General features: G+C 45.9%; 25 protein-coding genes. 8 read left to right on the forward strand and 17 right to left on the reverse strand.

The window, feature by feature from the left end; genetic code table 11:
* The first annotated feature begins 82 nt into the window (after positions 1–82).
* The gene (locus tag NO352_RS13720) at positions 83–448 is read left to right on the forward strand and encodes a VOC family protein (RefSeq protein WP_268599732.1); all 366 of its coding nucleotides are present in this window, start codon (positions 83–85) and stop codon (positions 446–448) included.
* A gap of 26 nt (positions 449–474) precedes the next feature.
* Positions 475–825: a GNAT family N-acetyltransferase gene (locus tag NO352_RS13725; protein WP_289355906.1), complete on the forward strand. Its 351-nt coding sequence runs from the start codon at positions 475–477 to the stop codon at positions 823–825.
* Between the two features lie 122 nt (positions 826–947).
* Here the strand turns inward: NO352_RS13725 and NO352_RS13730 are convergent, their stop codons facing one another.
* Complete coding sequence (locus NO352_RS13730; protein WP_268599734.1) at positions 948–1,547, reverse strand: HD domain-containing protein; 600 nt, start codon at positions 1,545–1,547, stop codon at positions 948–950.
* Between the two features lie 254 nt (positions 1,548–1,801).
* On the opposite strand from NO352_RS13730, the gene NO352_RS13735 reads away from it, so the two are divergent.
* Complete coding sequence (locus tag NO352_RS13735; RefSeq protein WP_326101062.1) at positions 1,802–2,068, forward strand: YHYH domain-containing protein; 267 nt, start codon at positions 1,802–1,804, stop codon at positions 2,066–2,068.
* A gap of 93 nt (positions 2,069–2,161) precedes the next feature.
* On the opposite strand, the gene NO352_RS13740 is transcribed toward NO352_RS13735, so the two are convergent.
* Positions 2,162–2,926, reverse strand: coding sequence for a class II aldolase/adducin family protein (locus NO352_RS13740; RefSeq protein ID WP_005546495.1), 765 nt, complete (start codon positions 2,924–2,926; stop codon positions 2,162–2,164).
* Positions 2,927–3,151: 225 nt separating this feature from the next.
* On the opposite strand from NO352_RS13740, the gene NO352_RS13745 reads away from it, so the two are divergent.
* On the forward strand, positions 3,152–3,913 hold the full coding sequence (locus NO352_RS13745) for a DeoR/GlpR family DNA-binding transcription regulator (protein WP_289355907.1): 762 nt from the start codon (positions 3,152–3,154) through the stop codon (positions 3,911–3,913).
* Positions 3,914–4,038: 125 nt separating this feature from the next.
* Here the strand turns inward: NO352_RS13745 and mtnA are convergent, their stop codons facing one another.
* The 9 genes from mtnA to NO352_RS13790 form a co-directional block, all read right to left on the reverse strand.
* Positions 4,039–5,139, reverse strand: a complete 1,101-nt coding sequence (gene mtnA / locus NO352_RS13750) for an S-methyl-5-thioribose-1-phosphate isomerase (RefSeq protein ID WP_289355908.1) — start codon at positions 5,137–5,139, stop codon at positions 4,039–4,041.
* A 20-nt stretch (positions 5,140–5,159) separates the two neighbouring features.
* Complete coding sequence (mtnK, locus tag NO352_RS13755) at positions 5,160–6,383, reverse strand: S-methyl-5-thioribose kinase (protein ID WP_005546489.1); 1,224 nt, start codon at positions 6,381–6,383, stop codon at positions 5,160–5,162.
* A 21-nt stretch (positions 6,384–6,404) separates the two neighbouring features.
* Positions 6,405–7,406 carry an ABC transporter permease gene (locus NO352_RS13760; RefSeq protein WP_005546487.1) on the reverse strand — a complete coding sequence of 334 codons (1,002 nt, stop codon included), beginning with the start codon at positions 7,404–7,406 and terminating at the stop codon, positions 6,405–6,407.
* Positions 7,407–7,408: 2 nt separating this feature from the next.
* Positions 7,409–8,923 (reverse strand): sugar ABC transporter ATP-binding protein, encoded by a 1,515-nt coding sequence (locus NO352_RS13765; protein ID WP_268599737.1) that lies wholly within the window; start codon positions 8,921–8,923, stop codon positions 7,409–7,411.
* A 106-nt stretch (positions 8,924–9,029) separates the two neighbouring features.
* Positions 9,030–10,148, reverse strand: coding sequence for a sugar ABC transporter substrate-binding protein (locus NO352_RS13770; RefSeq protein ID WP_005546481.1), 1,119 nt, complete (start codon positions 10,146–10,148; stop codon positions 9,030–9,032).
* A gap of 713 nt (positions 10,149–10,861) precedes the next feature.
* Positions 10,862–11,836: an alpha/beta hydrolase gene (locus NO352_RS13775; RefSeq protein WP_268599738.1), complete on the reverse strand. Its 975-nt coding sequence runs from the start codon at positions 11,834–11,836 to the stop codon at positions 10,862–10,864.
* A gap of 107 nt (positions 11,837–11,943) precedes the next feature.
* Complete coding sequence (locus NO352_RS13780; protein WP_289355909.1) at positions 11,944–12,327, reverse strand: DUF2500 domain-containing protein; 384 nt, start codon at positions 12,325–12,327, stop codon at positions 11,944–11,946.
* Between the two features lie 44 nt (positions 12,328–12,371).
* Positions 12,372–12,905, reverse strand: a complete 534-nt coding sequence (locus NO352_RS13785; protein ID WP_005546476.1) for a GNAT family N-acetyltransferase — start codon at positions 12,903–12,905, stop codon at positions 12,372–12,374.
* 25 nt (positions 12,906–12,930) lie between these two features.
* Positions 12,931–13,401, reverse strand: coding sequence for a DinB family protein (locus tag NO352_RS13790; protein WP_289355910.1), 471 nt, complete (start codon positions 13,399–13,401; stop codon positions 12,931–12,933).
* 152 nt (positions 13,402–13,553) lie between these two features.
* Between NO352_RS13790 and NO352_RS13795 the strand changes: the two genes are divergently transcribed.
* On the forward strand, positions 13,554–14,069 hold the full coding sequence (locus NO352_RS13795; RefSeq protein ID WP_005546472.1) for a DUF2165 family protein: 516 nt from the start codon (positions 13,554–13,556) through the stop codon (positions 14,067–14,069).
* 125 nt (positions 14,070–14,194) lie between these two features.
* Here the strand turns inward: NO352_RS13795 and NO352_RS13800 are convergent, their stop codons facing one another.
* Together NO352_RS13800 and NO352_RS13805 are read right to left on the reverse strand one after the other, a co-directional pair.
* Positions 14,195–15,502, reverse strand: a complete 1,308-nt coding sequence (locus tag NO352_RS13800) for a purine/pyrimidine permease (protein WP_289355911.1) — start codon at positions 15,500–15,502, stop codon at positions 14,195–14,197.
* Positions 15,503–15,562: 60 nt separating this feature from the next.
* Positions 15,563–16,891 carry a sigma-54-dependent Fis family transcriptional regulator gene (locus tag NO352_RS13805; protein ID WP_005546467.1) on the reverse strand — a complete coding sequence of 443 codons (1,329 nt, stop codon included), beginning with the start codon at positions 16,889–16,891 and terminating at the stop codon, positions 15,563–15,565.
* A 256-nt stretch (positions 16,892–17,147) separates the two neighbouring features.
* On the opposite strand from NO352_RS13805, the gene NO352_RS13810 reads away from it, so the two are divergent.
* Both NO352_RS13810 and pruA read left to right on the forward strand, forming a co-directional pair.
* A complete protein-coding gene (locus NO352_RS13810) occupies positions 17,148–18,068 on the forward strand; it encodes a proline dehydrogenase family protein (protein ID WP_040735816.1) in 921 nt (306 codons plus the stop codon).
* 101 nt (positions 18,069–18,169) lie between these two features.
* The gene (gene pruA, locus NO352_RS13815; RefSeq protein ID WP_289355912.1) at positions 18,170–19,717 is read left to right on the forward strand and encodes an L-glutamate gamma-semialdehyde dehydrogenase; all 1,548 of its coding nucleotides are present in this window, start codon (positions 18,170–18,172) and stop codon (positions 19,715–19,717) included.
* Positions 19,718–20,007: 290 nt separating this feature from the next.
* On the opposite strand, the gene NO352_RS13820 is transcribed toward pruA, so the two are convergent.
* The 3 genes from NO352_RS13820 to NO352_RS13830 form a co-directional block, all read right to left on the reverse strand.
* On the reverse strand, positions 20,008–20,700 hold the full coding sequence (locus NO352_RS13820; protein ID WP_289355913.1) for a hypothetical protein: 693 nt from the start codon (positions 20,698–20,700) through the stop codon (positions 20,008–20,010).
* Between the two features lie 193 nt (positions 20,701–20,893).
* On the reverse strand, positions 20,894–21,175 hold the full coding sequence (locus NO352_RS13825) for a hypothetical protein (RefSeq protein WP_005546460.1): 282 nt from the start codon (positions 21,173–21,175) through the stop codon (positions 20,894–20,896).
* Between the two features lie 68 nt (positions 21,176–21,243).
* The gene (locus NO352_RS13830; protein WP_289355914.1) at positions 21,244–22,932 is read right to left on the reverse strand and encodes a methyl-accepting chemotaxis protein; all 1,689 of its coding nucleotides are present in this window, start codon (positions 22,930–22,932) and stop codon (positions 21,244–21,246) included.
* Positions 22,933–23,224: 292 nt separating this feature from the next.
* Here NO352_RS13830 and NO352_RS13835 point away from each other — a divergent pair, with 292 nt between their 5' ends.
* On the forward strand, positions 23,225–24,274 hold the full coding sequence (locus NO352_RS13835) for an AI-2E family transporter (RefSeq protein ID WP_005546456.1): 1,050 nt from the start codon (positions 23,225–23,227) through the stop codon (positions 24,272–24,274).
* Positions 24,275–24,355: 81 nt separating this feature from the next.
* Here NO352_RS13835 and NO352_RS13840 read toward each other — a convergent pair whose 3' ends face one another.
* On the reverse strand, positions 24,356–25,189 hold the full coding sequence (locus tag NO352_RS13840) for a hypothetical protein (protein ID WP_268619926.1): 834 nt from the start codon (positions 25,187–25,189) through the stop codon (positions 24,356–24,358).
* Positions 25,190–25,201 lie beyond the last annotated feature (12 nt).

The following is a 25,201-nucleotide window of genomic DNA, read 5'->3' on the forward strand; positions in this document are numbered from 1 at the left end:
TAAAGAATAAGCTATAACTATGACATCTTTTGTCATGGTTAGATGTTACCGTAGACAGTTTCCATTACAAGGAGGATTTTATATGATTAGAAAAATGGAGTGTGCCGCATTATATACGGCAAATGTCGAACAATCTGTTGATTTTTACACTGCGATTGGATTAAAGAAAAGCTGGATCATTGAACGTCCTTTGCCAGATGGCGGTACATGGACAATTGTCGGGATGTCTTTTCCTGAGGAGCACAGTTCAGAGCTCGTCCTGCAGAACAACAAAGAGTTGAAGGAGATCGATATTGAGCTGCTGGTTGACGATGTATATGATACCTATGCTAAGCTCAAAGAAAGATCAGATATTCATTGGATTCGCGAACCGTTCCCTACCGAATCTGGCCATGTGGCCGTGATGGAGGCTCCCGATCATAATGTGTTCGTTCTAGTAGGAAAATAGGGAAGAGTTAGTTAGGATGGATCTTCATGCAAATCCGATTGGCGAAATGGGAAGAGACTCCCGCAATTATACGCTTTTTCTCCAATACAATAGATCTGCGCCACGATGGCATGGCGAGCGGGGAGCTGTACTGTCCTGATGGAGTCGCTGCTGTCATAAGACGTAAACAGTTGCTCGTCGCAGTCAGCGGTCTTCGTATAGCAGGCGCTCTGCGCTTCTACCCGCGAAAAGGGAGCGAACGCATTTCACTATATCAATTTGCAGTAGCTGAAACGTATAGAGGCCAGCATTTGCTGCGACAAATGCTGGATACGCTCTCCCCCCATCCAAATAGAAGCTGCTTGTCCCGCTCGGTCCAGCTTCAATGCGTACTATGAGCATAATGGATGGGCGCTGGAGGGCGCCAGTGAAACCCGCAATCGCTGGGTGCTTGATGTATAACTATAAAAGCGAGGGAAGGACTATATTGTCCTTCCCTTACATCGTTTCACTTGCTTATTTATGGGGCAAGATAGCCTTTTTCCACTGCGCTTCGAATGAGTTGTTCTGCCAGCTTGCCCAGTTCAGGGGCTCCATCGCGAATCGCTTGAATCCGCGCCAACACCTTATCGCTCGTCACCTTATGCTCCTTCCACGACTTTCCTTCTGTCAAATAGTTATGCAGCAAAGGCTGAAGTCGATCCAACGCGGCAGCAAATTGAGCCTCCTGTGTTTGACGCTGCTCATATTCCGTCCATAATTGAGTAAGCTCAAGCTTCTGATCTTCCGGTAGAATGCCAAATAAACGCTTGGCCGCCTTCGACTCACGTTCGTACTTGCTTGCATTCCCCTCTGCATCATACGCAAATGTATCACCCGCATCAATTTCGACCACGTCATGGATTATCAACATTTTGAGTACGCGGAGCAGATTCAAGTTTCGTTCACTTGTATATTCGTGCAGCAGCATCGCCATTGCGGTCAAATGCCAGGTATGCTCTGCATCATTTTCATGGCGGCTTCCATCAAGCAAATAAGAACGGCGAAACACATTCTTCAATTTATCAATTTCCTTCACAAATTCGATCTGCTTCATTAATCTTTCATCTATGCCCGCCATGATCGTCATTCTCCTTCATCATTCTAACGTTATCCGGTGCAGAATCGTTTCCTGCAGACGCTTATATCTATTATTATCTCATAGCAATCGTGAATTGCATAATGGCAAAAAACACGATATTCCATGATCTTGTCCAAAATTCAATAAATTTTTCCTAGTGCTTTGGAAATAGAGGAACTATAATAACGATGATCCATGATACCTATTCGAAGAGAGAGGAGCATATAACAATGACAACTTCGAGATGGAGCAAAATGATAGCCGTAAGCACAGCCTGCATCATTACTTTGACCTCATTGACTTCTGTTGCATCAGGCCATCCTGGACGTACTGACGCTAAGGGCGGCCATACTTGCAAAACCAATTGCGCCAAATGGGGACTAAAGAATGGGGAATACCATTATCATCATGGCAGTTCTTCATCTTCATCCAAAAAAGGCGGCTCTAGCAAGTCCTCATCCCCAAAAAAATCCAAATCTACGAAATCAACAAAATCAAAAAAATCTTCAAAAAACAAGTAAAAACACAAATCAGCCCCAAACATCGGAGCAATTAGGCTCGCTTCGTGCTTGGGGCTGTTGCTATGTATTTATGACCATTTCGCTGCAGTCAGGTTATGACTCTAATTGCAATTGCGCAGCTACGCGTGCTGCCACCTTTTCAACCAATTGATCAAAAAGTTTTGTGTCTTCCCTTTCTCCTCTAAATGAGGGAAATCCGCCCCCCTTTACTCCCATTCGATTACGAATCGACAACAGTTCGGATACCTGATCACGCGACAATTCGTTCGCATGGCCAATCAGTCTGCTCGCATACATGTACATCAGTGCATAATGCTCCAATGACTCCATTCGGAAATAAGCCTCCGTCATATCACGCCCCCATGTCAGCGCGCCATGGTTGGCTAGCAGAACTGCATGATAATCCTTGCAATATGGCGCAATCGAATCCGGAACCTCTTGTGTTCCCGGTGTTGCATATGGAGCAACCGCCACTTTGCCTAAGTTCACGATTGCCTCAGGCGAAATCGCTTGATCAAGATCTATACCAGCAATCGCAAATGCGGTTGCCGCAGGCGGATGAGCATGGACAACCGCCCTCACTTCAGGATTTTCCGCGTATACTCGCAAATGCATTCGAACCTCGGAAGAAGGCTTATATGTACCTGCAAGCACGTTCCCCTTCATATCCATTTGTACCAGCATATCGGGTGTCATATAGCCTTTACTGACTCCCGTCGGCGTTGTCCAAATCGTATTCTCATCGGACTTTATTGAAATATTTCCGTCGTTGGCCGCAACATAGCTCCTTGCATACATCCTTCTGCCGATTTCACAAATGAAAGCTTTTACATCCATGTCTGAGTTGAGTTGTGTCATATTCACTCGTACCTCCTGTTATCAGGCTCGTGTCCATATTATGAAGAGGTGTTGGACGATCTCAGTCCTCAGCACGACCTACTTAAATTTTCGTACTTTACACATGTTTTGTCAATGTATTATGTTGCTTTATATTGTTTTATTACAGTTCATAAAATCGTAATTCCCGATCGGGATATGATATAATAAGATAAAATCGATTAAAAAGCGGAGAGATTGCACAACATGTTGCCAATAACCAGAAAAACAAAAATTAAAGACATGATTATGGAAAAGAAAAGCGTAACCGTCGCAGAACTCACTTTACTCTTTCAAGTTACAGAGGAAACGATTCGAAGAGATCTGAAGCAGCTGGAGGAAGAAGGGATACTCACCCGCACTTACGGAGGTGCATATATTCCAGACGGTGTGCAAAACGATATAAATATTCAATTGCGCGAGCATATTCATGTCGATGGGAAGAAGCGCATAGCGGAGCAATGCGTACAGTTCATTTCAAACGGGGACTCTATTTTTTTAGACGCTTCCACGACCTCGCTATACCTTGCACAACAGATTCAGGATCAACGTCTGACTGTCGTCACCAATTCAATCAAAATCATCAATGAATTGTTGGATAAACCTAGTGTGCATTTAGTCATTATTGGCGGAGGAATATCTTCCGGCTCCATGTCGGCCTTAGGCAGAAATGCAGAATTGAATATGAAGAGCTATTTCTTCGACATGGCATTTCTTTCTTGCCGTTCCATTAGTCTTCAGCATGGGCTGACGGATTCAAACGAGCAGCAGGCTGAAGTACGACGCATTGCTGCAGAACGAGCGAACAAGGTATATTTAGCGGCTGACTATACCAAATTCGATCGAACCTCATTTGCAAGCATCTGCCCTTTGGATTGGATTCATACGATTGTGACCGATCAACGATTGGACGATGCTTGGCGAGAAGCAGCCAACACGAAGGGAATTTCGCTTTACGAATGCGAATAATCGAATTACAGACATCAAAATAATCCCCCAACAGCAACTCGTCGCATCTCTATCTAGAAGTTGCTATTGGGGGATTTCTCTTATTTATAGATAATGATCGTATCGCATTTCTTCCATTAATCAATCTACCCCTGCTTTGCAATAGATTCCTTGCGGAACATGTCAGGCAGCGATTCTGCAAATGGGGGATACGCAATCCCATGCTGCGTCACGATTGCCGTAATTAGCGTGTGATCCGTGACGTCAAAGCTCGGGTTGTACACACTCACACCTTCTGGAGCCATCGGCTGTTCATACCACTTGCTTGTCACTTCACTATCCGGCCGCAGCTCAATACGGATGTCATCCCCGGTTTTGCATTCTAAATCTATCGTAGACAGCGGCGCGCATACATAGAACGGAATACCATAATACTTGGCAAGGATAGCAACTCCTGAGGTGCCAATTTTATTTGCTGCATCACCGTTCGCCGCCACACGGTCGCAACCAACCAGCACGGCTTGTATTTTGCCTTCCTTCATGACAATGGATGCCATGTTATCGCAAATTAAGGTCACATCGACGCCGGCTTCCTTTAACTCCCAAGCTGTCAATCGAGCGCCCTGCAGCAGTGGCCGTGTCTCATCCGCATATACCTTGAATTGATAGCCTTGCTCTTGCCCTAGATGAATAGGAGCAAGCGCAGTTCCATACTTCGCTGTCGCGATAGCGCCCGCATTACAATGCGTCAAGATCCCCCAATTCGGCTGCAGCAGTGACAGCGCATGGCGCCCGATGCTCTCGCATACTTGCTCGTCTTCGGCTCGAATCGCCTCTGCTTCCTTCCTTAATGCTTCCTTAATCGCTGCAACGGAGTGTCCTTGTTCACGCTCCAGCCTCGCTTTCATACGATCCAAAGCCCAGAATAAATTCACTGCCGTCGGGCGCGACGAACCCAAGTACTGCTTCGCCTTGTTAAATTCTGCGGCAAATGCCTCATACGTATCGGCAGGGGAACCCTTCACAGCCAGATACACTCCAAATGCCGCTGCAATGCCAATTGCAGGCGCACCGCGCACCTTGAGGTGATAAATAGCGTCCCATATATCTTCTAGCTTCTGAAGCTCGAGATATACGGTCTCGTTCGGAAGACGTGTCTGATCCAGAATAACCAGCGTATCCTTCTCATCCTCTAATCGAACCGATGACATCATGCTGACTGTATTGCTGCTGTTAACTTGACTCATCCTTCCACCCTCCCCTTCTTCTAGCGGCTGTACATTTCACTGCTTGAACTGATAATACGGAAATAATCACTGCCCTTTATCATATCAGAACGCTCCATAATCAGTCGCTTGCCCATCATGAGACACATCCGTTCAGCACGTTCTCTTGCAGCAGCATCTGCGATTGCTGCAATGTCCTTTACATGAGCGATACCAAGCGTTCGCCGGCACAATTCCAAGCCTGCGACACCCGCTGCATCCTGCATTATCGAATCGAGATAGTAGCGATCGAAGCCTGGATACGCAGCCGTCTTATCTCGAACAGAGGTGGACCACAGTGCCAAAAATTTGAACTGGAACCGGTCAACGATCTCCTGAATGGTATCAGCGAGCCATTCCTTGTGCTTCTCCTTCAAATCACCTGATTCCATCGTACACTCAGCATTCACATAGGCAAAAATAAGATTCGCCACAACGTTCCCTACGTCATAGCCTGCCGGCCCATAGAAAGCAAACTCAGGATCGATTACTTTCGTCGAATCCTGCTTGACGAAGATTGAACCTGTATGTAAATCACCATGGATGAGAGACTGTGCATGCGTCATGAATTCATACTTCATTTTCGCAGTTTCCAGCAACAGCGCTTTATCTGACCATAGATGCTCAGACGCAAATGCGCGAATCGGTTCATAAACATCGTTCCGCGCACAATCATAAAACGGTTCCGTATAAACTAGGTCTTCCGTAATCTCGCATAAGTCGGGATTAATGAAAGCCTTAACCCGCTCCTTCTTCTCCTTATGATTCATAACCACATCAGAAGTAAGCAGCAGTGTGTTCGCCATAAATGTCGTGATATGGTCGACAAACAGCGGGAATTGCTGCCGGTCTAATAATGCCGTACGCATAATCACATGATCGGACAAATCCTCCATCACACAGCAATTCATAATCGGGTCATAGTGATATACCTCAGGAACGAGCCCTGGTGCCAGCTCGTTGTGAATCTTCAATATCTCGCTTTCGATTCGATTGCGGTCAGGAGATACCTTGAATTCATCAGATATACGAGCAACAGGACCTGCTTGCTTAATAATAATAGAGCGCTGCGACTCCTCATCTACGAGCCGGAACACATAGTTCAAGTTGCCGTCGCCAATCTCCGTGCAGGTTAAGTTCGCATGTTCAGGAAATACATTCAGCTTCGTTAACGTATAGTCGATTACATCTGCTTCTTTCATTGTAAAGTACGTCGAATATTTCATATTCCTTTCCCTCCTGAAGCGTCATTTTTTCTTGTAATACGTTAAAGCCAACGCGAATGCAAGAACCGTTCCCTTCACAATGTCCATCGCGTAGTAAGGAACAGACATCATGACTAGACCATTCTGCAGGATACCAATGAGAATCGCTCCAACAAACGTACCAAATGCATTCGGCTTCCCTGCTCCCGCTACGGAAAAGCCGATGAAGGCAGCCGCAACAGCATCCATCAAATATGGAGCCCCTGCATTAACTTCTGCTGTCATGACACGAGAAGCAAGAATGATGCCGCCGATAGCTGCAAAACCGGCAGACATCAAATAAGCTATCACCCGATATTTATTAACCGCAATACCGGACAGCTTGGCAGCCTCCATATTCCCGCCAATAACGTACATATATCTGCCGTGCTTCGTATAATTCAGGAACACATGAACAATTATCACAACGATGAGCATGATGATAATAATCCAAGGAACTTGTCCAATCTTAGAAAATAGCGCGCTTATTTTACCGGTTGCAAATGACCCGTCTGGCATGACCATGTTTTGCGAGACAGTAGCGCCTCTTGTATACGTAAGCGCTAACCCTTGAATAATGAACATTGTCGCAAGTGTCATGAGCATGTCGGGAATTTTGACCTTCACAATCATAAAAGAGTTCACCACACCTGCAACCAGACACACTGCAATTGCTGCCAGAATGGCGACTAAGGAGTTTTGTGAATGCCAGACAAACATAGAAATGACTATCGCATTCGCAAGCGAAGCGACGGAACCGACCGATAGATCGAAGCCGCCAACTGCTAACGAAATCGTAATCCCGATCGAAATAATCGTAACGATAGAAATCGAGCGCAAAATATTAATAATATTGGACGGCAACAAAAAACTGTCTGACAGCGAACCAAAAACCGCAATTAATAGCAGAATGGTAATAATCGTACCGTATTTATATAGGAAATCGAAAAAGTCAAACGATTTGGGCGCTCTACTTGGAGCTTGACTACGACGAATTATACTCATGCCTATTTCCCTCCTGTTGAATAGAACAATAATTCTTCTTCATTCGTATCGTTCGTGTGCAGCTCCTTCACGATATGCCCGTCGTACAATACGTACACACGATCCGTAATCCCCACGATTTCCGACAATTCACAGGAGGCGTAGATTACACTCTTCCCTTGTTCTGCCAGCCTCGAAATGAGTTCGAAGATGTCCTTCTTTGCCCCAACGTCCACACCCTTCGTAGGCTCATCGAATATGTACACTTCCGCATCAGCCAATAGCCACTTGCCGATCGCCACCTTCTGCTGATTGCCCCCAGATAAATGTTGCACCTTTGTCTGCTCGTTAGGAGTCTTTATGTCCAGTTCCCCGATCAATCTTTCAGCTTCTTCTCTCTCTTTGCGGAATTGCAGAAAAGACCCCCACCTGCAAAACTTCGATAGATTCACAGCGGTGAGATTATTTACGACCGACTCAAATATTAATATTCCTTCCTTGCGCCGCTCTTCCGGCACAAGTGCCAGACCAGCCTTTACCGCATCATAGGAATTGCGAACTTTCAGCACACGTTCATGAAGGAGGGTCTGCCCTGCTCGAATGTCCGACGCCCCGAACATGGCCTTGCACAATTCCGTCTTGCCCGCTCCAACCAATCCGGCAATACCCACGATTTCGCCTTTGCACACGTGCATATTAATATTTGCAATTTTACAGGCATCTGACAGATTGCGAACCTCAAACTGCATATCGCCAATGGAACTGATCCGTTCAGGAAACTGCTCATCCAGCTTTTTGCCCAGCATGAGCTCAACGGTTTCGTTTGGACTTGTATCCGAAATCCGCATCTTCGTAACAAGCTTTCCGTCCCTCATAATGGTGATATCGTCACAAATTTCGAACAACTCCGGCAAGCGGTGAGAGATAAAAATAACCCCCACATTTTCCGCCTTCAAATTGCGCACGATGCGAAACAGCTCCGCAGTCTCTGCGTGGCTCAGAGGTGCCGTCGGCTCGTCCAAAATTAGAAAACGGCATTTTTTCGAAATCGACCGCGCAATGAGCACCATTTGCTTTTCTGCCAGCGTTAATTCACTTATCAGCTTCCTGGTAGGTACCTGAACGTTCATCCTCCGCAAAATTTGAGCAGCTGCGGAATGTATAGCATTCCAACGCATCCAATGCTTTGATCCCATCGCGTGAACCATCTCATCCAGCATAATGTTCTCTCCTACCGTCAGATAGGGGACAAGCGCTGTATCAACTTCCTGGTATACAATCTGAATGCCAAGATCCTTCGCATGGCGAGGCGAACGAATCGTCACCAGCTCGCCATCCATCCGAATTTCGCCGGTATAGTGGCTGTAAGCACCCGACAATGCCTTCATCAAGGTTGATTTCCCTGCTCCATTAGCACCGATCAGCGCATGTGCAGTCCCTGTTTCTGTCGTGAATTGAACCCTGTTCAGTGCCTGTACACCGGGAAATTGTATTGAGATATCCTTCATTTCCAGGAGTATCTTGCTTGTCTTCTCCATCTCCCTGCCCCCTGTCACCGTAAGCAGGCAAGCGCTGCTTGTGCTGGCCGGTTGTTAAATCCGGCGCTTGCCTGTCCGCTGTCACTGTGTATACATGTAGCTCGTGTTATTGAGACTTATGAGCCTTCTTGAGCGCCTTCATCCAGTCTTCCTCGAATTCTGTGCTCATGCCCCAGCCTGGAATAATCTTATTGAGGCTCTCCATGTTGACACCATCGCCTAATGAGTTCAGTTGTACTTGAGTAATCAAGGTCGGCTTGAGATCATACTTTGGAGGTGTATCTTCGCCAGCAATCTTCTTCGCCAGCAAACGCAGGTTAACTGCGCCGATTACCTTCGGATCAACAGCAGCGGTTGAGCTCCATGGGCTGTCTTTCTCCTGCATCAATTGCAAGTCTGCGTTCGAGACGTCGATGCCATAAATTTTAATTTCTTCACGACCTGCTTCTTTCAACGCCCGCGCAGCTCCGATCGCGAACGCATCCCATGTTGCGAAGATTGCATCAATTTCGCCCTTGCCATGCTTGGTCAGCATCGCTGCGACTGCATTTTGCGTTTGTACCGATGTATCTGAAGCAGCAACGCCAAAGCGCTCTACTTCCTTAATGCCGGTATTAGCCTTCAAAAATTGCTGATAGATTCCGTTGCGGGCTACCATTGGAGGAAATCCGTCAACCCACAAATACACAATATTCCCCTTTCCATTGAGCTGTTTGTTCATGCTATCGAGAGCTAAGGTTGCTAATTGTCCATCATCCTGAGAAGTCATCGTTACGCCATTGACAGAAGATACTTCCGGAACAGAATCGAATGTAACGACCGGAATGCCCTTTTCTGTCAACTTTTTCACATCTTCAATCGTAGCAGCGTCATCACCGTGGGAAATAATAACCCCGTCATACTTCTTGTCCATTGCTTGTGCAATCGCATCATGAAACTTGGCAGAATCATTGTTCGCAGAGAACGTATCTACGACAAAGCCCATTGACTCGCCTTCCTGCTTCGCTCCTGCCAAAAATTGCGCAGTATGGTCGTCACCGCCGATTTTGCGAATCACCATGATTTTTATATTTTTCTCTTTAATTGATTGTGGAAGATCGGAAATCGCCCCCTTATCCACCTCCGCCTTGCTTGAGGAAGATTTGCTTCCCGTAGAGCACCCAGTTGCAACAAGCGCTACAGCCATTAAGGAAAGGACAAGTACTTTGAACATGCTTCGTTTCATCGAATACACTCCTCAACAATTTGGATAAATTAGATAATCCACGCGCCTCGTAATTGGTTTATTTTACCTGTATTTGATCTCATACTATCACCATCATTGTGGAATCGCAACGAATAATATTGTTTGTTTTGGAATTATGTTGTTTTCTGTCTGTTTCTAGTCGACATCCCCCCTCATGCCTAATTACGTTAACAATCTGAATTGCGATGATCTTGGCAGCAAGCATCCCCCCTTAGCGAAATATACGCCTGTTCGAACTAGCTGCATAAGTGTGTAACGAACAGGGAGACAGTCCCTTATGAAATGAGAGATAACAGAATTAGAAAGATAGAATGTCGTCCTCTCAAACGTTGACTATTGTCATGATGTGTCAGTATGAAAGGTCTAGGTTGATTGATGCATGATGAAATAGGCAACATGATCTCGTTCGGAGTGAATACTTGTGTTGCAGTTATGAATGGAGTGATCCCGAGAGGAGTACGAAATCTGCTATTTTTTGTCATGTAGTAGCCTATATTATACTATATTTATATGCTTACTAGTGTTATTTTTTCAATGTTTCGACATCGTTTTCAGAAAACATGCTTCAGTCCTGAAACAAGGAGTTTGAAAAAAAAGAGAAGAATTTCTGCATGCTGCAGTCATTCTTCTCCGTCATCGTCCTAATGCAGTGTATTAATATTTCTCATGAAACTGTACCAAATAGCAGAGCATCATGCTCCATTCGCAGCGTTATTTCCCCAGGTCTTATTTCCACCCTCGCCGTTGTGCTTATATACTGCCTGTAGGAAGTCATGCACGGCAGCCTCGTACTGCTGCCGAGCTGTAGGGTACGCATTCGCATGTACAGCGTTATCGATAATCACCAGCTTTGTCATTCCTACTGACTTCTCTCGATAGATCTGCTCACTCATGCGTGTCGGAACAAATGTATCTTCGCCACCGTGAATTAATAATAGCGGGATTGGTTTATCCGCAACCTCCTGAATCGGCTTCACCCGCTTCATCGAAAACTTCGCAAGTCGGTTCAGGCGCCGTTCCAGCAGTGCAATAAAAGGGAAATGCGGCACACGGTTCAATTCCTTCATCTGGTACTTCATTAAGTCTTCCATATCCGAATACGGGCAGTCCGCAATAATAAACTTAGCATGCTTATTGATGCCTGCATACATCAGCACCGTTCCTCCGCCCATGGACTGACCATGCAATCCAATATAGACATCGGAGCCAACTCGTTCACGTACCCATTCAACCCAGCGATCAAGGTCTTCACGTTCATAATAGCCGTACGTCGCATACATCCCTTCACTTCTGCCGTGACTGCGTTGATCGACAAGGAGCACATTATAGCCCTCATCGATAAATAAGCGAATAAACTGCGATCCAATGATATGATTGGCCGTATAGCCATGTACGATAATGACAACCTTCTTGCGATCAGGATAAGGCTCGATATAGTACCCTCTTAGTACAAGACCATCAGCCGAATTAATGGATACGTCCTCTTTATGAATGGCATCAAACTCCTGCCTGCTCATTAAGCCGAACCCTTCCACTGTCTCAAATGCCTTATCAAGTGTGCTTCGCTCCCACATGGTCACCTGGCGGAAAGCATATCGGCTCACCGCTAGTGTTGCAATAACGATGCATAGAATAAGGAATAGCGCTGTTGCTCCAATCCACCACATGTACAATCATCCTTTGTGTAGTTCCTAGTCAGTATGTTCTTTTATGATAGCCGCTTCCAAATGAATTCGCCAGTCGCAGTGCCGTTCATAGCATATCTACATCCAATTCATCGAACGTGATATCGCTCAAATCCCTGAAAGCGTGTCCCTTGAAACGTCAGCTTCCCCCGATCACCTGCAGCTAACATACCGTAATCCTTATTTTTTATACGAAACTCCAGCCGATCTCCGCTCTCTACCTCGAACGTTACGTAGTAATGCGTAGAATAGTAATTGTGATGGTTCGCATGATGCCGATGGGACACCTCAGTACGTTTATCCGTCACTATCGCTTCCACCGTAAGGATCGGTTGTTGATTATTATAATTCCATTGCATTATATTCTTAATGATCACAAAGAGGAAAATTGCTATAAATACAATAAAGAAAATCGGAAAGATGGCAGACATCGAATCGAACATGGAAAACGGTTCATTGAATCCTACCCCCATGCAGTGTCCTCCCCTTGAGCGAACTACAAGATGAACGCCTCATCTCAAACATCCAAATCCGAACCAATTGGAATCCAATATTTGCATATTCCATCTTTCAATTCACGCAGCGTTCCCCCATTGCCTTCGATCACTTTACGGGAACGAATATTATCTTTATCAACTGTCAGCAGCACTTCAGTAAGACCAAGACGGGCTGCTTCACGAACAAGCTCACGCAAAATCAAGGTGCCATAGCCCTTCCCCCGCTCATCAAGCCTGATAACGTACCCAATATGTCCGCCCCGTTCCAGCAGCGCCTCATTCAGTCTATGCCGCAGCTTTCCATAGCCGACTGCCTTACCATTCACATACAGCCAATAAATCGTCTGCTGGACATATTGGGGCTGTAGACCGATCCCTTGAGAAATGTTCCAATGCTGTCTCAAGAAACTTCGAAATTGCCCCCTCCTCATTCCGTACGCGCTATTTACAAAGCCGTTCTCCCCCGGTCCGATCGCTTGAAGCATTTCATACAGTTCGTACCCGTCCGTAAGCTGGAGAGGCCTCAACTCAATCTTCTGCTCTGCTTCATCCATTACGATTCAACCTCCATTCAACGCCTTATTCAAACATTAGAATTTTCGGCTCTGATGCATGCTCGCACAGCAATGTGAACAGTTGACCTCGATGATGCACCAAGTGAAGCACAATTTCCAGCATCCACTCGAAGCGAGAATAGGCTGTTCCCCAATAAGCATGTTTGATTTCCATCCATTGCTCCTCCGACCATAAATTCATTTCATCAACAAGAGAACGATGGGATTTTGCGAGCGTATTTTTCATATCATCTATCGTGTTGGGCGTATGTATATGATAAAAATGTTCCATTTCCTTCTGAGTTGCTTCATTCATAATATGCAGATCAGCAGCACAAATGAGCGCCAAATGTGCAAGCATCTCCCGCAAGGAACGTTTATTCGGCATTGGCTGCAAGTCCAATTGAGCATCCGTTACCTGTTCCATAATGCCATGAATCGACTGTACAGCTAGATCGAGCTGGTGTATAAGTGAGCGTTTATATGCGATATCCATATGAAGATCCTCCCTAGCATTCATGATGTAAATGTAATTCGATCAATTACTAAATTATACCACATAAACATTCATAAATTGACACCATATTCATGACTGTTATAGTAAAATTGTTAAATCATGACATAGAAAAAAAGGGGGAGTAATTGTAAATGGATCTTACGACAGGCATGCTGATCCGATTTACGAAAGCATTAGCCGTTTTATTCTTCGGGCTATATGTTTTCCTCGTTGCCTTTGGCAATATTACGGACTACAACACGAACTTTCAATTCGTGAAGCACGTACTAAGCATGGATACAACATTTCCCGACAATAACATTAGGTATCGCGCTATAACCGGAACGACACTTCATCACATCGGGTATATTGCGATTATTATTACCGAGGCAGCTATCGCACTCATTTGTATGTGGGGCTCCCTTCGTTTGTTTACTCACCTTAAGGCAGACTCGCCTTCGTTCCACAAGGCCAAAAAGGTATCCATCATCGGACTCATACTAGGGTTATGTGTATGGTTCTTTGGCTTTCAGGTCATCGGGGGCGAATGGTTCGGTATGTGGATGTCTACGGAGTGGAATGGACTGTTAACCGCTGATCGACTGACAACATTCATGATGGGGGTACTGATCTTCCTGACTTTGAAAAATGATGAACTGAACGAATAATACCGGATTCTACCTGTAATACAGCAAGAAAGGCGCCGTGGCCAAATTCTAATTGACACCGACGCCTTTATCATTTTTTCATCAGCCTGGTTTTGACTGATCTAGTTCGTAAACACAATTTCCTTTTACTGCTTCAGCTCAATCTTCCCGGCTTTACGATCCCATAATCGACTTCCCTGCTCCATTGCCATACTGAGAATCATGCCTACGATCAAGCCATTATTCGCCATTGTCTTCAGCAGTCCTGGAAGTTCACCAACTGCTTCCGCTGGAATGAACATACATCCAATTCCCATCATGATCGACACGCCCAATATAAAACGATTGCGTTCATTCATTGAGATCGACTGGAATTCCTTCATCCCAAGTCCAACCATCGAAGCGAACGGTATAAAAATCGTAGCGTAACCAACCGGCATCGGAATCGATGCGAAGAAGGCCGTTGCGGGCGGGAAAAAGCTAATGCCCGCAATCAACACACAAGCAATAATAAATGGCAGACGTTCATATATGCGAGTCGTCATAATAAATCCTGCCGTACCGGAAATTGGAACGCACCCCATTGCCGAGAAGATGCCCCCTAAGCCAGTATTCGCACCCATCATCAGCATCGTACGATCATAGTTGACCGGCTTGGATTTCTCTCCAGCATTCTTCATTACGCCTTCCATAACGCGAATGCTCGTCATCATGTTCGCAATAAGGAGCAGACTGACGAACAGAGATGTCATAACGATCCCCGAATCGAGCTCAGGCAATCCCCAAGCAAATGGCATCGGAGCAGACACCCAAGCAGAAGAAGGCTGAATCGGCTCCGTAATACCAAGCAGATAAAACAGCAGCCAACCTATACACAGGCTGATTAGCACTGAATAATTGCGCAAAAACGCCTTCGAGCTTCGAGGCAGCAGCATGGCGCACAATAATGTGATAAGCGCGGGAATGGCGACCTGAAGTTCCACATGTGTGGAGGCACTGTATCCGACACCCAGCATTCCCTTCATGAAGGAGCCGCTTAGCTGTGCAACGAGAAGAAGCAAATAGGTTCCCACGACTAGCGGGGTAAACAGCTTGCCAATCACCGCTGTCAAGCGCAACACTGCTATGACGATAAAGAGTGCGCCCGCAATCAGCATCCCCATTTCCAACTGGCGTAGTCCGCCTTCTAGCGTAAGTGTACCTGCTGCGACGAGTCCGCCGTACACGGCAAAGACGCCCCACCATAACCCGGCCGGATTCTCCATAATCGGCAGCCGGTGGCCGAACATCGTCTGCAGGACGCCTGAGATCCCAATAATTAAAAAAGTCCGCTGCATGAATTCCGCAATATCCTGCGGCGAAAATCCAAATGCATGACCAACAGCCAGCGGGGCAACGAGGCTCCCCGCCAAAATAAATACGAGCCACTGAAATGAGGCCAATCCAAGTTTCATCTGATGTCTCACCTGTTCCTATCATTTCTAAGTTGTCTATTCTATGATGCAGCTGTAAATCTATGAACCTTCAAGTCCATACTGCCTCATCTTATAATATAGCGCTCCGCGCGATATGCCGAGCTGCCTTGCCGCCTTCGCCTTATTCCCCTTCGTCCGATTCAGCGTCTCTGAGATAAGCGCTCTCTCCATCTCTTCCGAATGCACACTTAACGGAAGCTCCGGCTGCGTCAATTCATTTAGCGTCGTAAGCCGGGCATAGTCCGGCAAATCCTGCGCAGAAACGAATCCATCACCGCCGCGTCCCATATAGGATACTAATGCATACTGCATCGCATTGGCCAGCTGCGCCATATTGCCAGGCCAACTGTAAGATGTAATCGCAGCCAGTGCATCTGCACCGAGATTCGGGATGCCAGCGCCCATCTTCTCCGCCGCTTCGTATATATAGTAACGCGACAGCTCTGGTAGCTCTTGCTGACGCTCCGCCAGAGAAGGGATATGCTCCGTCTGGAACACATAGTATAGCTCCTGCAAGACGGATTGAGGCGGCTGCTGCATTGTCCTCTCCCCATTTTCATGCGGGATAGAGGCCACTACATGCGCATCAAGCTCAATCGGCTGCTTCGCTTCAACTTCTCCCGAACGATAATATTTCCCCTCCTGCAGCGCCTCTGCAAGCTTCTCTTGCACCGAAGCCGGAAGCATATGCACATCCTTCAAATAGAGGGTTCCATTCCTAGCCAGCTCCAGCTTGCCTATACGCGGATGTTCTCCCTCATACCCGAACAGTTCAGCCTCTAGTAAACCTGCTGGAATGCCGCTGCAGCTCACATATACGAACTGCCCTTCACGGGCGCAAAATGAATGCATCCATTTCGCAACCGACTTCTTTCCAACTCCAGCTGATCCGGTCAACAGCAAGGGGCATCTCATTCGGGCTAAAGCTGCCAAGCTGCTCTGCTTCTCCTTGGACAGCGGCAGCAATGCATTCGATATTCCTTCTTCAATCGGACGGCTGACCATCTCGGCGCTAAGCTTTACATACTGCGTTACATTACGCTCTATCGAAATAGCGCCTATTAGTTGCTGTGCCTGATTGAACACCGGGATGGCGTTAATCATGACATGCATTCCTGGGCTCGGCTCATGATATACTTGGCGAACTTCCTGTCCACTCTCCATAACTTGCAGCAGCATTATGGATTCCCGCTGAAAATAGTCCCCTATCTTCCTACCTACGATTGCATCACTTTTGATTCCGTACGTATGCTCCGCAGCCTCATTCCAATACATAACCGTCCCTTCCGGATCTACGATTGTAACTGCGTCATTCGTCGCTTTCAGCACGCCTTCGAACCATGATTGTATCTGTTGCGACTCTAGCATTCTATCACCGATTCTTCTCTATTTTTTCTTAAATTATGGCAAAAACAGTGTAAAAAAGCAATGAAAACACAAATATCTCGCTTGGCAAGCGTCAATTATCGGGCAACCCATTTTCCATATGATGCTAAAATAATGATTTACTTTATGTATATTATGTGATTATAATTAATCATAAATTATATTTGTGTATAATTTTTGAACACTATTTCAACCAAACTGCAAACAACAATATCGTACAGAGGGGAAGCTACACGCCATGGAAACAATCATGCGCAATGCATTTCTCTTTCTCTCGAAGAATCGGCTTGCCAATCGAACCGCCAAAAAATACGGTTTGCGGTTCGGAGCTAAGCGCTTCGTCGCGGGAGAGCAAATTTCGGAAGCGATTACAACGGTTAGGCAGCTTAATGATCGCGGCATCGTAGCCACATTGGATCATCTTGGCGAATTTATCTCCACCAAAGAAGAAGCAGCAGAGTCAGCACAATATTGTATTCGCACGCTAAATGAAATCGCCGCTCATCAGGTAACATCCAATCTTTCGGTTAAGCTGACACAACTAGGCCTGGACATCTCGCCCGAACTCTGCCTTGATCATATGCGCGCCATCCTCGATACGGCTCAACGCCATAACAACTTCGTGCGCATTGATATGGAGGACTACGGTCACAACGAAGCCACCATCGAGATGTTCAATACACTGAGAGAAGAGTTCGGCAGTACAGTTGGACTCGTTATTCAAGCTTACCTGTACAAAAGCAGTGAGGATATCGATCAACTGAATCGCTATAAGCCGAACTTGCGTCTCGTCAAGGGGGCTTATAAAGAATCACCACAGGTCGCTTACCCGGATAAGGTTGATGTCGACCGCAATTTCACCCACATCATTGAACAGCATCTAGCCAACGGCAACTACGCCGCCATTGCCACACATGACGATCACATCATCGAGCACGTCAAGCAAATCGTTCGCACTCATAACATTCCACGCACACAATTTGAATTTCAAATGCTGTACGGCATCCGTAATCAAGCGCAGCAGCAGCTTGCCGACGAAGGCTACACCATGCGCGTGTATGTCCCGTATGGCAACGACTGGTATGGATATTTCATGCGCCGACTCGCTGAACGGCCAGCTAATGTTGGATTCGTGCTCAAATCCATGTTTAAGGCGTAGCCAGCTTAACGAGGGACATTGTCAGAATGATTGCACTGAACTTTTTATATATTCATATCAAGAATAATCAAACATAACGGATGGTTAAGGAGGTCATTAACATGACAGTAATCGATTATCGAAATGAGCCATTCACGAATTTCACGGCAGAGGGGAATCGTGAAGCAATGCAAAAGGGCTTGGAAAACGTGCGGGAGCAGTTGGGACGCACCTACCCGCTTGTAATCGGCGGCGAGCGAATCATAACCGAGAAGCGAAGCACCTCCACAAATCCAGGGAATATTGAACAAGTCGTTGGCCATGTTGCCCAAGCTGGCGTTGAACTTGCTGAATCGGCGATTGCAGCTGCGGATGCGGCATTCCGCAAGTGGCAGCACGTCGCTCCAGATGTGCGTGCAGGTTATCTGTTCAAGGCAGCAGCCATCATGCGCCGCCGCAAATTCGACTATGCAGCTTGGCTTGTCTACGAAGTCGGCAAGAACTGGGCCGAGGCTGATGCAGATGTAGCAGAAGCCATTGATTTCTTAGAGTTCTATGCTCGAGAAATAATTCGACTAAGCAGCCCTCAACCTTTAACAGCTCTGGCAGGGGAAGACAATCGACTCACTTATATTCCACTTGGTATTGGGGTTGTCATTCCACCGTGGAACTTCCCGCTCGCGATCATGGCTGGTATGACATGTGCTGCAATTGTGTCTGGGAATACGGTCGTGTTAAAGCCTTCTTCCGCTTCCCCTGTCATAGCAGCAAAGTTCGTTGAATTGATGGAAGAGGTTGGACTTCCTCCAGGCGTCTTGAACTTTGTACCTGGTTCAGGTTCCGAAATTGGCGACTATCTTGTCGATCATCCGCGTACTCGCTTCGTATCCTTCACAGGATCGCGCGATGTTGGTCTGCGCATTAATGAACGAGTAGCTAAGACTCAGCCAGGTCAGCTCTGGATCAAACGCTTTATCGCTGAAATGGGCGGCAAGGACGGCATCGTCGTTGATAAGAGTGCAGATGTGGAAGAAGCAGCAACTGCAATCGTGCAATCTGCTTTCGGCTTCCAAGGGCAAAAATGCTCTGCCGGCTCGCGTGCCATTGTCCATGAGGACGTGTACGATGATATTGTTCGCCTCGTAACAGAGAAGACAAAAGCTCTCAGCGTCGGTCTTCCAGAGGAAAATGCTGCAATAGGCCCTGTTATCGACAAGCATGCATATGAGAGTATTTTGAAATATATCGAGGTTGGCAAAGGAGAAGGCAAACTCGCAGCAGGAGGCAGTATTGCCGATGGCAACGGGTATTATATTCAACCCACGGTGTATGTAGATGTAGATCCGGAAGCAGCCATTATGAAGGAAGAAATATTTGGGCCTGTTCTGGCAATCTCCAAGACTGCTACGTTCGAGCAAGCAATTGACATTTTCAACAATACCGATTACGGCTTGACCGGTGCTGTGTACAGCATGAATCGCGAGCATTTGGAATATGCACGCCACCACATGCATTGCGGGAACCTGTATTTCAATCGGAAATGCACAGGCGCGCTTGTTGGGGTACACCCATTCGGCGGATTCAATATGTCTGGAACTGATTCGAAGGCTGGAGGAAGAGACTATCTGCTTCTCTTCACCCAAGCGAAGCTCGTATCGGAAAAGTGGTAATTTCCAGAACCGCATCAATCTAGTACTTTAATCTGATTCATTTCAGGTAACGTCATTATCAATAAATCAAAATTCGCCAGCAGACCTCCTTATATTCGAGGAACAGGTCTGCTGGCTACTTATATGAACATAATGAACATAACCCGCTTTTACTCTTCCGTTTCATTTAGCAGAAGCAAGTCACGAACGCAATCGCTATAAAGCTTATTCGTTTATTTATCGTATTGAATCAATCACTTGGAACAAAACTTTCATTTTATGTTATCGATAACTCTTTCCAGTAAAATATTTCATCTCTTCCCTAAAATAAGGGAACCAACAATAAGAAATCCGAGCATTTCCGCAACGATCCAAATGACACGAATACAACGATTCTCTACCTGATCCATATCTTTAAGCTGTACAACGCGATGATCATATTCGAGCGGCCGGATAAGCTGGCCGAGTCCATCTTTCGTATGCTGTCGGGCTGCCAAATCCAGCTTTGGAGCAATGTGGACAATTTCCCCATTGTCATATCTCCCCTGCATTCGATCCCCTTCCATGACAAATGATGCCGGCCTTCCGCCACTATTTACATAGTACTGCAGTGCTGCAATCATTGGCTCTTCTTGAGCGCCCTTCAAATAGGCCAGACCATCCGAGATATCTAGCGGATAAATGCCCCACTTGATATGATAGTTCCCTGATGACGAATCCTCTTGGTCAAGCGAAAATAACGCGATATCTCCAAGGTTCAATTCATAGCAATTATCCTCTTGTCGAGTACATGCAATTGTAATTTCTTGCTCTGTTTGCTCACCAGACACGATATAGATGACTTGAATCGACATCTTTGCCTTTTCATTTCGTATCACTTGCCCAATAAGCAGCGTATCCTGGTCGTCGTGTGTCAACCGGTGTAGTACATCTGCAGCTTGAACAGGGATTACGAAGGATATAGCCAGCCACAGAAATAAGCTGAAGCAACAAATCCTTCTCAAGGGCACACCCCCAACAACATAATTGCATGAATGCCAGCTCCTATGATGTCTCACTTTTTACTCGCGTTTCCGTATTATACCATTCGGTCTTATGAAATGTCTTCCCTTATTTCATAAAGAAAAGGACATGAAAGCTCTAGCTTCATGTCCTTCGTTCTACATCTGTTCATTGTCACGGGCAATACACATTCATTTATTCGTCAGAAGGTGACTGTTCAAGCGTATTCCATGATGCTGACAGCAGTTCATCAAACAGATCGTCATCTTCCTCTAGTCTGGCATCCAGTTCGTAAAATTCTTCCTCATCCCCAGATTGCGCCGTAAAGTGCAGGTTATAATCCCAATCCTTCCCGTTCTTGCTGAAAAAGCTAATTTCATACGGAGATTTTACATTCTCCAATTCAAATATAACTTGTCCAAGATAATGTTGATCTTCATCTTGATGCATAGATGCCTTTGTAATTTTTACACTCATGTGTTATCCCTCGTTTCATCCTCGATGCTTATCATTATAGGTAAAATTGATGCGCTTATCCAGTCAGGTCAACGAAGCCGGAAATGCCGAACAGATGCTTGAAGCTCATTTGCAAGCTCATTCAAGCGGGAAACGGAACGATTCATATCATCCATTGCCGACAATGTAACCTGAGACGAAGAGGAAAGCACTTCACTTTCGTTACATGCATGCTGTGCAATATCCGTCAATTGAGACAATGAGGCGGCAACCTCCTCCGAGCCTGCAGACAATTCTTCCGTAGATGCAGATACCTCTTGAATTTGCGAAGCAACCTGCTCTGTCAACTGTGTAATACGCTGGAATGACTCCCTTGTATGCTGCATCGCTTCTTGCCCCAATAGAACTTCCCTCGTACTCTGCCCCATAGCCTCAACGGATGCAGCCATATTTTCACTTATCTCATTTACAAGGCTTGCAATTTGCCCGGCAGCCTGACTGGACTGATCCGCCAATTTTCTTACCTCAGCAGCCACGATAGCGAATCCCCGTCCATGTTCTCCAGCTTGTGCGGCCTCGATAGACGCGTTCAAAGCAAGCAAGTGAATCTGAGCAGCAATAGCTGTCATCACCTGTACCATTTGTCCGATATCATCCGATTGCTGACTCAATACTTCAACAGTATGAGAGGCCTTGCGATTCGCTTCACTAACTTCCATAATTTGCTGATCGGCTTGGCGTATCAATTCGTCGCCATCTGAAGCCGACTTTTCTGTATGTAAGGCGGAATCGGATACAACAGCCGATGTTTCCGCAATTCTGGCGACCCCTTGCGCCATTTCTTCAACCGCCCTTGCACTTTCCGCAGAAGCGCGCATCTGTATTTCAGCCCCGCTAGCAATACGCTGTATGGAAGCTGCATGCTGATTGGTTGCCTCTGTCGTTTGTTTGACAGAATGACGCAGTTGTTCCGACGAATCGGCGACCATATCTGTAGCTGTCTGAACTTGGCTAATCAACTGAGACAAATCTACACGCATCTTTTCAAAGGAACGCGCCAATTGCCCCATCTCATCATTGGTCGTACATGGTATTGGCGTCCGCAAATCCCCATCTGCAATGACACGCGCCGATTCATTCAACTGCTTCATCGAACGGGAAATGGAGCGTGTTAACACGAAAGCCGTAGCAGTCGCGATTAGAATTGCCACAAGCAGCAAGATGAACAATACGGACTGGTGTGAACGATTTGTCTGTTCCACCTTGATCATTTCCTGCTGAATACGGTTTAATTGCTGCTCCCGCATTTGATCCATCTCACGGTTGATCTGTTCAGAGGCTTGATCGAAGGCCCCCATCGTACGATTACCGGCATCTGTTCCTTTATCCATGTAATCATGCGCCATTTGCTGGCCCATTTTATAAAAGTTTTTGAATGCCTTTTCAATCTCGTCTAGCTTGCCGGATAACTCCGTATGAATTTGCTTGAAACGCTGAACATCAGCTTGAAACTGTGAAGCATAATGCGCCGCTTGAGTAAATCCATCGTCCATGCCGTCTTTCCCTCTAGTAACGCCAATGTCGGTTAGCCACTGCTGTACCTGAACAACAGACAGCTTCATATTATCTGCAAGCAATGTCGATTGCAAAGTACGTTCCTTGATTTCTTTCACTTCACTCAACTGATTACTCGATGCCATATATTGATACATAAAAATGAATATCATACAAATGACAATAATCGAAAATCCTATTCTGTTCTTCAACCGGATGCTCATCGCTTGCCTCTCCTTTTTATGACCAATCGCCTTATCTCTTCCACATGGTAACGCAATATCTACCATTTGTCTGTTTACAAATTCATAACAATTGTTCAAATGCGCATATGTAAGAAAAAAGTAAGAGGTTATTTTACATTTATTAGTAAAAAATTGAATCCTTACATTTGCTATCGCGTATGGAATATCATATGCTTGAATACAGTGAAAGGAAGAGCGTTCTCTTCAAACGGATATGGCAAGGGACCGAACTGCTCTCACAAGTGACAATCAAAGGAGTCCTAGATTTACGATGGAAACAGTGAAAGAATTTTTCAAAGGTCCTGGTGTCAAACGCATTCTCATTCTCGTTGTACTTATCGCACTGCTCTTTGCAATGCGAAGCATGATTCACCTCATTCTTATTACGTTTATTCTAACGTACCTTGTGGACAGGCTGCATATGTTCCTTCATCGGAGGATTACCAAGTTCGTAAGGGTCAATTACAAGGTAACCGTGCTGCTTCTTTATGCCGTACTGCTTCTGTCCATTGTCGGAGGAGCGTACAGTGTATTCCCTAAGGTTATTACTCAGATTGAGCAGCTTGTGAACAGCATTATCCAGTTCTATAATACGAAGGCATTTTTGAATTACGATTTCGATTTCGAGTTCATGCAGTACATCATGGACTCTTTACAGAAGATCGATCTGGCAAGCTATGTCAGCAAAGGCTTCGATTTCATCGTAAAATCGGCATCGGATATCGGACAATGGGGCACCCGAGCGATCATTTCCTTCGTGCTCAGCCTGTTCTTCGTGCTGGAGAAGAAGCGCGTTATGGAGTTCACGGAAAAGTTCAGAACCAGCAAAATCGGATTCATCTACTCGGAGCTTGAATACTTCGGCAATAAGTTTTTGTATTCATTCGGCAAGGTCATTGAAGCACAGTTCCTTATTGCCATCGTGAACAGCATTTTATCCACCATTTGCTTGTGGTTAATGGGCTTCCCGCAATTGTTCGGACTAGCCATCATGATCTTCCTGCTCGGATTGATTCCGGTGATGGGCGTTGTCATTTCCCTCATCCCGTTGTGCGCGATAGCTTTCAGCATCGGCGGTTTGATCAAGGTCGTATATGTAGTCATCATGGTCATTGTCATTCATGCCATCGAAGCCTACATCTTGAACCCGAAGCTGATGTCGGCGAAGGTACATCTGCCGATATTCTATACCTTTGCTGTTCTTATTGTTGCCGAGCATTTCCTCGGCGTATGGGGATTAATTCTCGGAGTGCCGATTTTCATGTTCCTCTTGGATCTGCTTGAGGTTAACGTGAAGCAAGAATCCGAAAACGCCAGTTGATTAACTCGCTACAAGTCGCACAAAATCAAAAAAGCCAAAGGGCCGATGCATACCGCAATCGGCCCTTTGGCTTTTTTGATTTTATTTATGTTGATCCAGCTCTATCGTCAATTCCAACTCTTTCAAAAATTCGACAGGCGTCATTCGCTTAGCCAGTACGGACAAGTTTGCTTTGTTAGCTACGGCTGGAAAAGTTAGTTCGTATTGGTAAATGCCGTTTTTTACTCCTACCAGTTTCGGCGCTTCTTTTAAATCTAGTCTTTTCCCATTCTGAACTAGGAAAACTCCTGTATGCTGAATTGATGCTGTATCACCTGCAATGGACAATTGAAGTATCGTCTTATCCTTTTCTTTTTTCAATCCCGTCACTTGCAGCTCCCCTATTTTTCCCTGATCAATCGTTACCGGAAAAGTACCGTTCAGCTTCGCCATTACATTCGCCTTTTCAGCGGTCGCAGAACTCTTATCGTCATAGTTCCCGCCTACATAGGACTTGACGATTAACTTCTTTGCATCTTTTCTAACAGACGCCACAGTTGCCTTCATAACCCATGCAGTCGTATTATCCTCTAGGAGGCGGGGATGGTCCTCCTTATCGATTAGATCATAGATCCATCCTTTATCGTCCATAACCAAATTGTTCATCCACATCACTTGATCGGCAATTTCCTTTTTAATGCCTTCAGGGAATTTCTTTACGATCGTGAACTGAATCCCTTTTTCCGTCTTCTCTACTGCTTCTAATTCGATAGAAGCCCCGCCATATTCTTTGACGATGCTCAATTTCTGATTACTGACAGTCGCACTACTATGATGTCCCGCTACTGCTTGCGCAACTTTAGCTGTCCCCCATGTAGCCATAGTTCCTCCCATCAGCAACGCTGCGCTCATTACCATTCCCATCGATCGTTTCATTGCGCTTCTCTC

Origin of the sequence: Paenibacillus sp. S-12, from assembly GCF_030363895.1 — a bacterium.
Taxonomy (GTDB): domain Bacteria; phylum Bacillota; class Bacilli; order Paenibacillales; family Paenibacillaceae; genus Paenibacillus_B; species Paenibacillus_B alvei.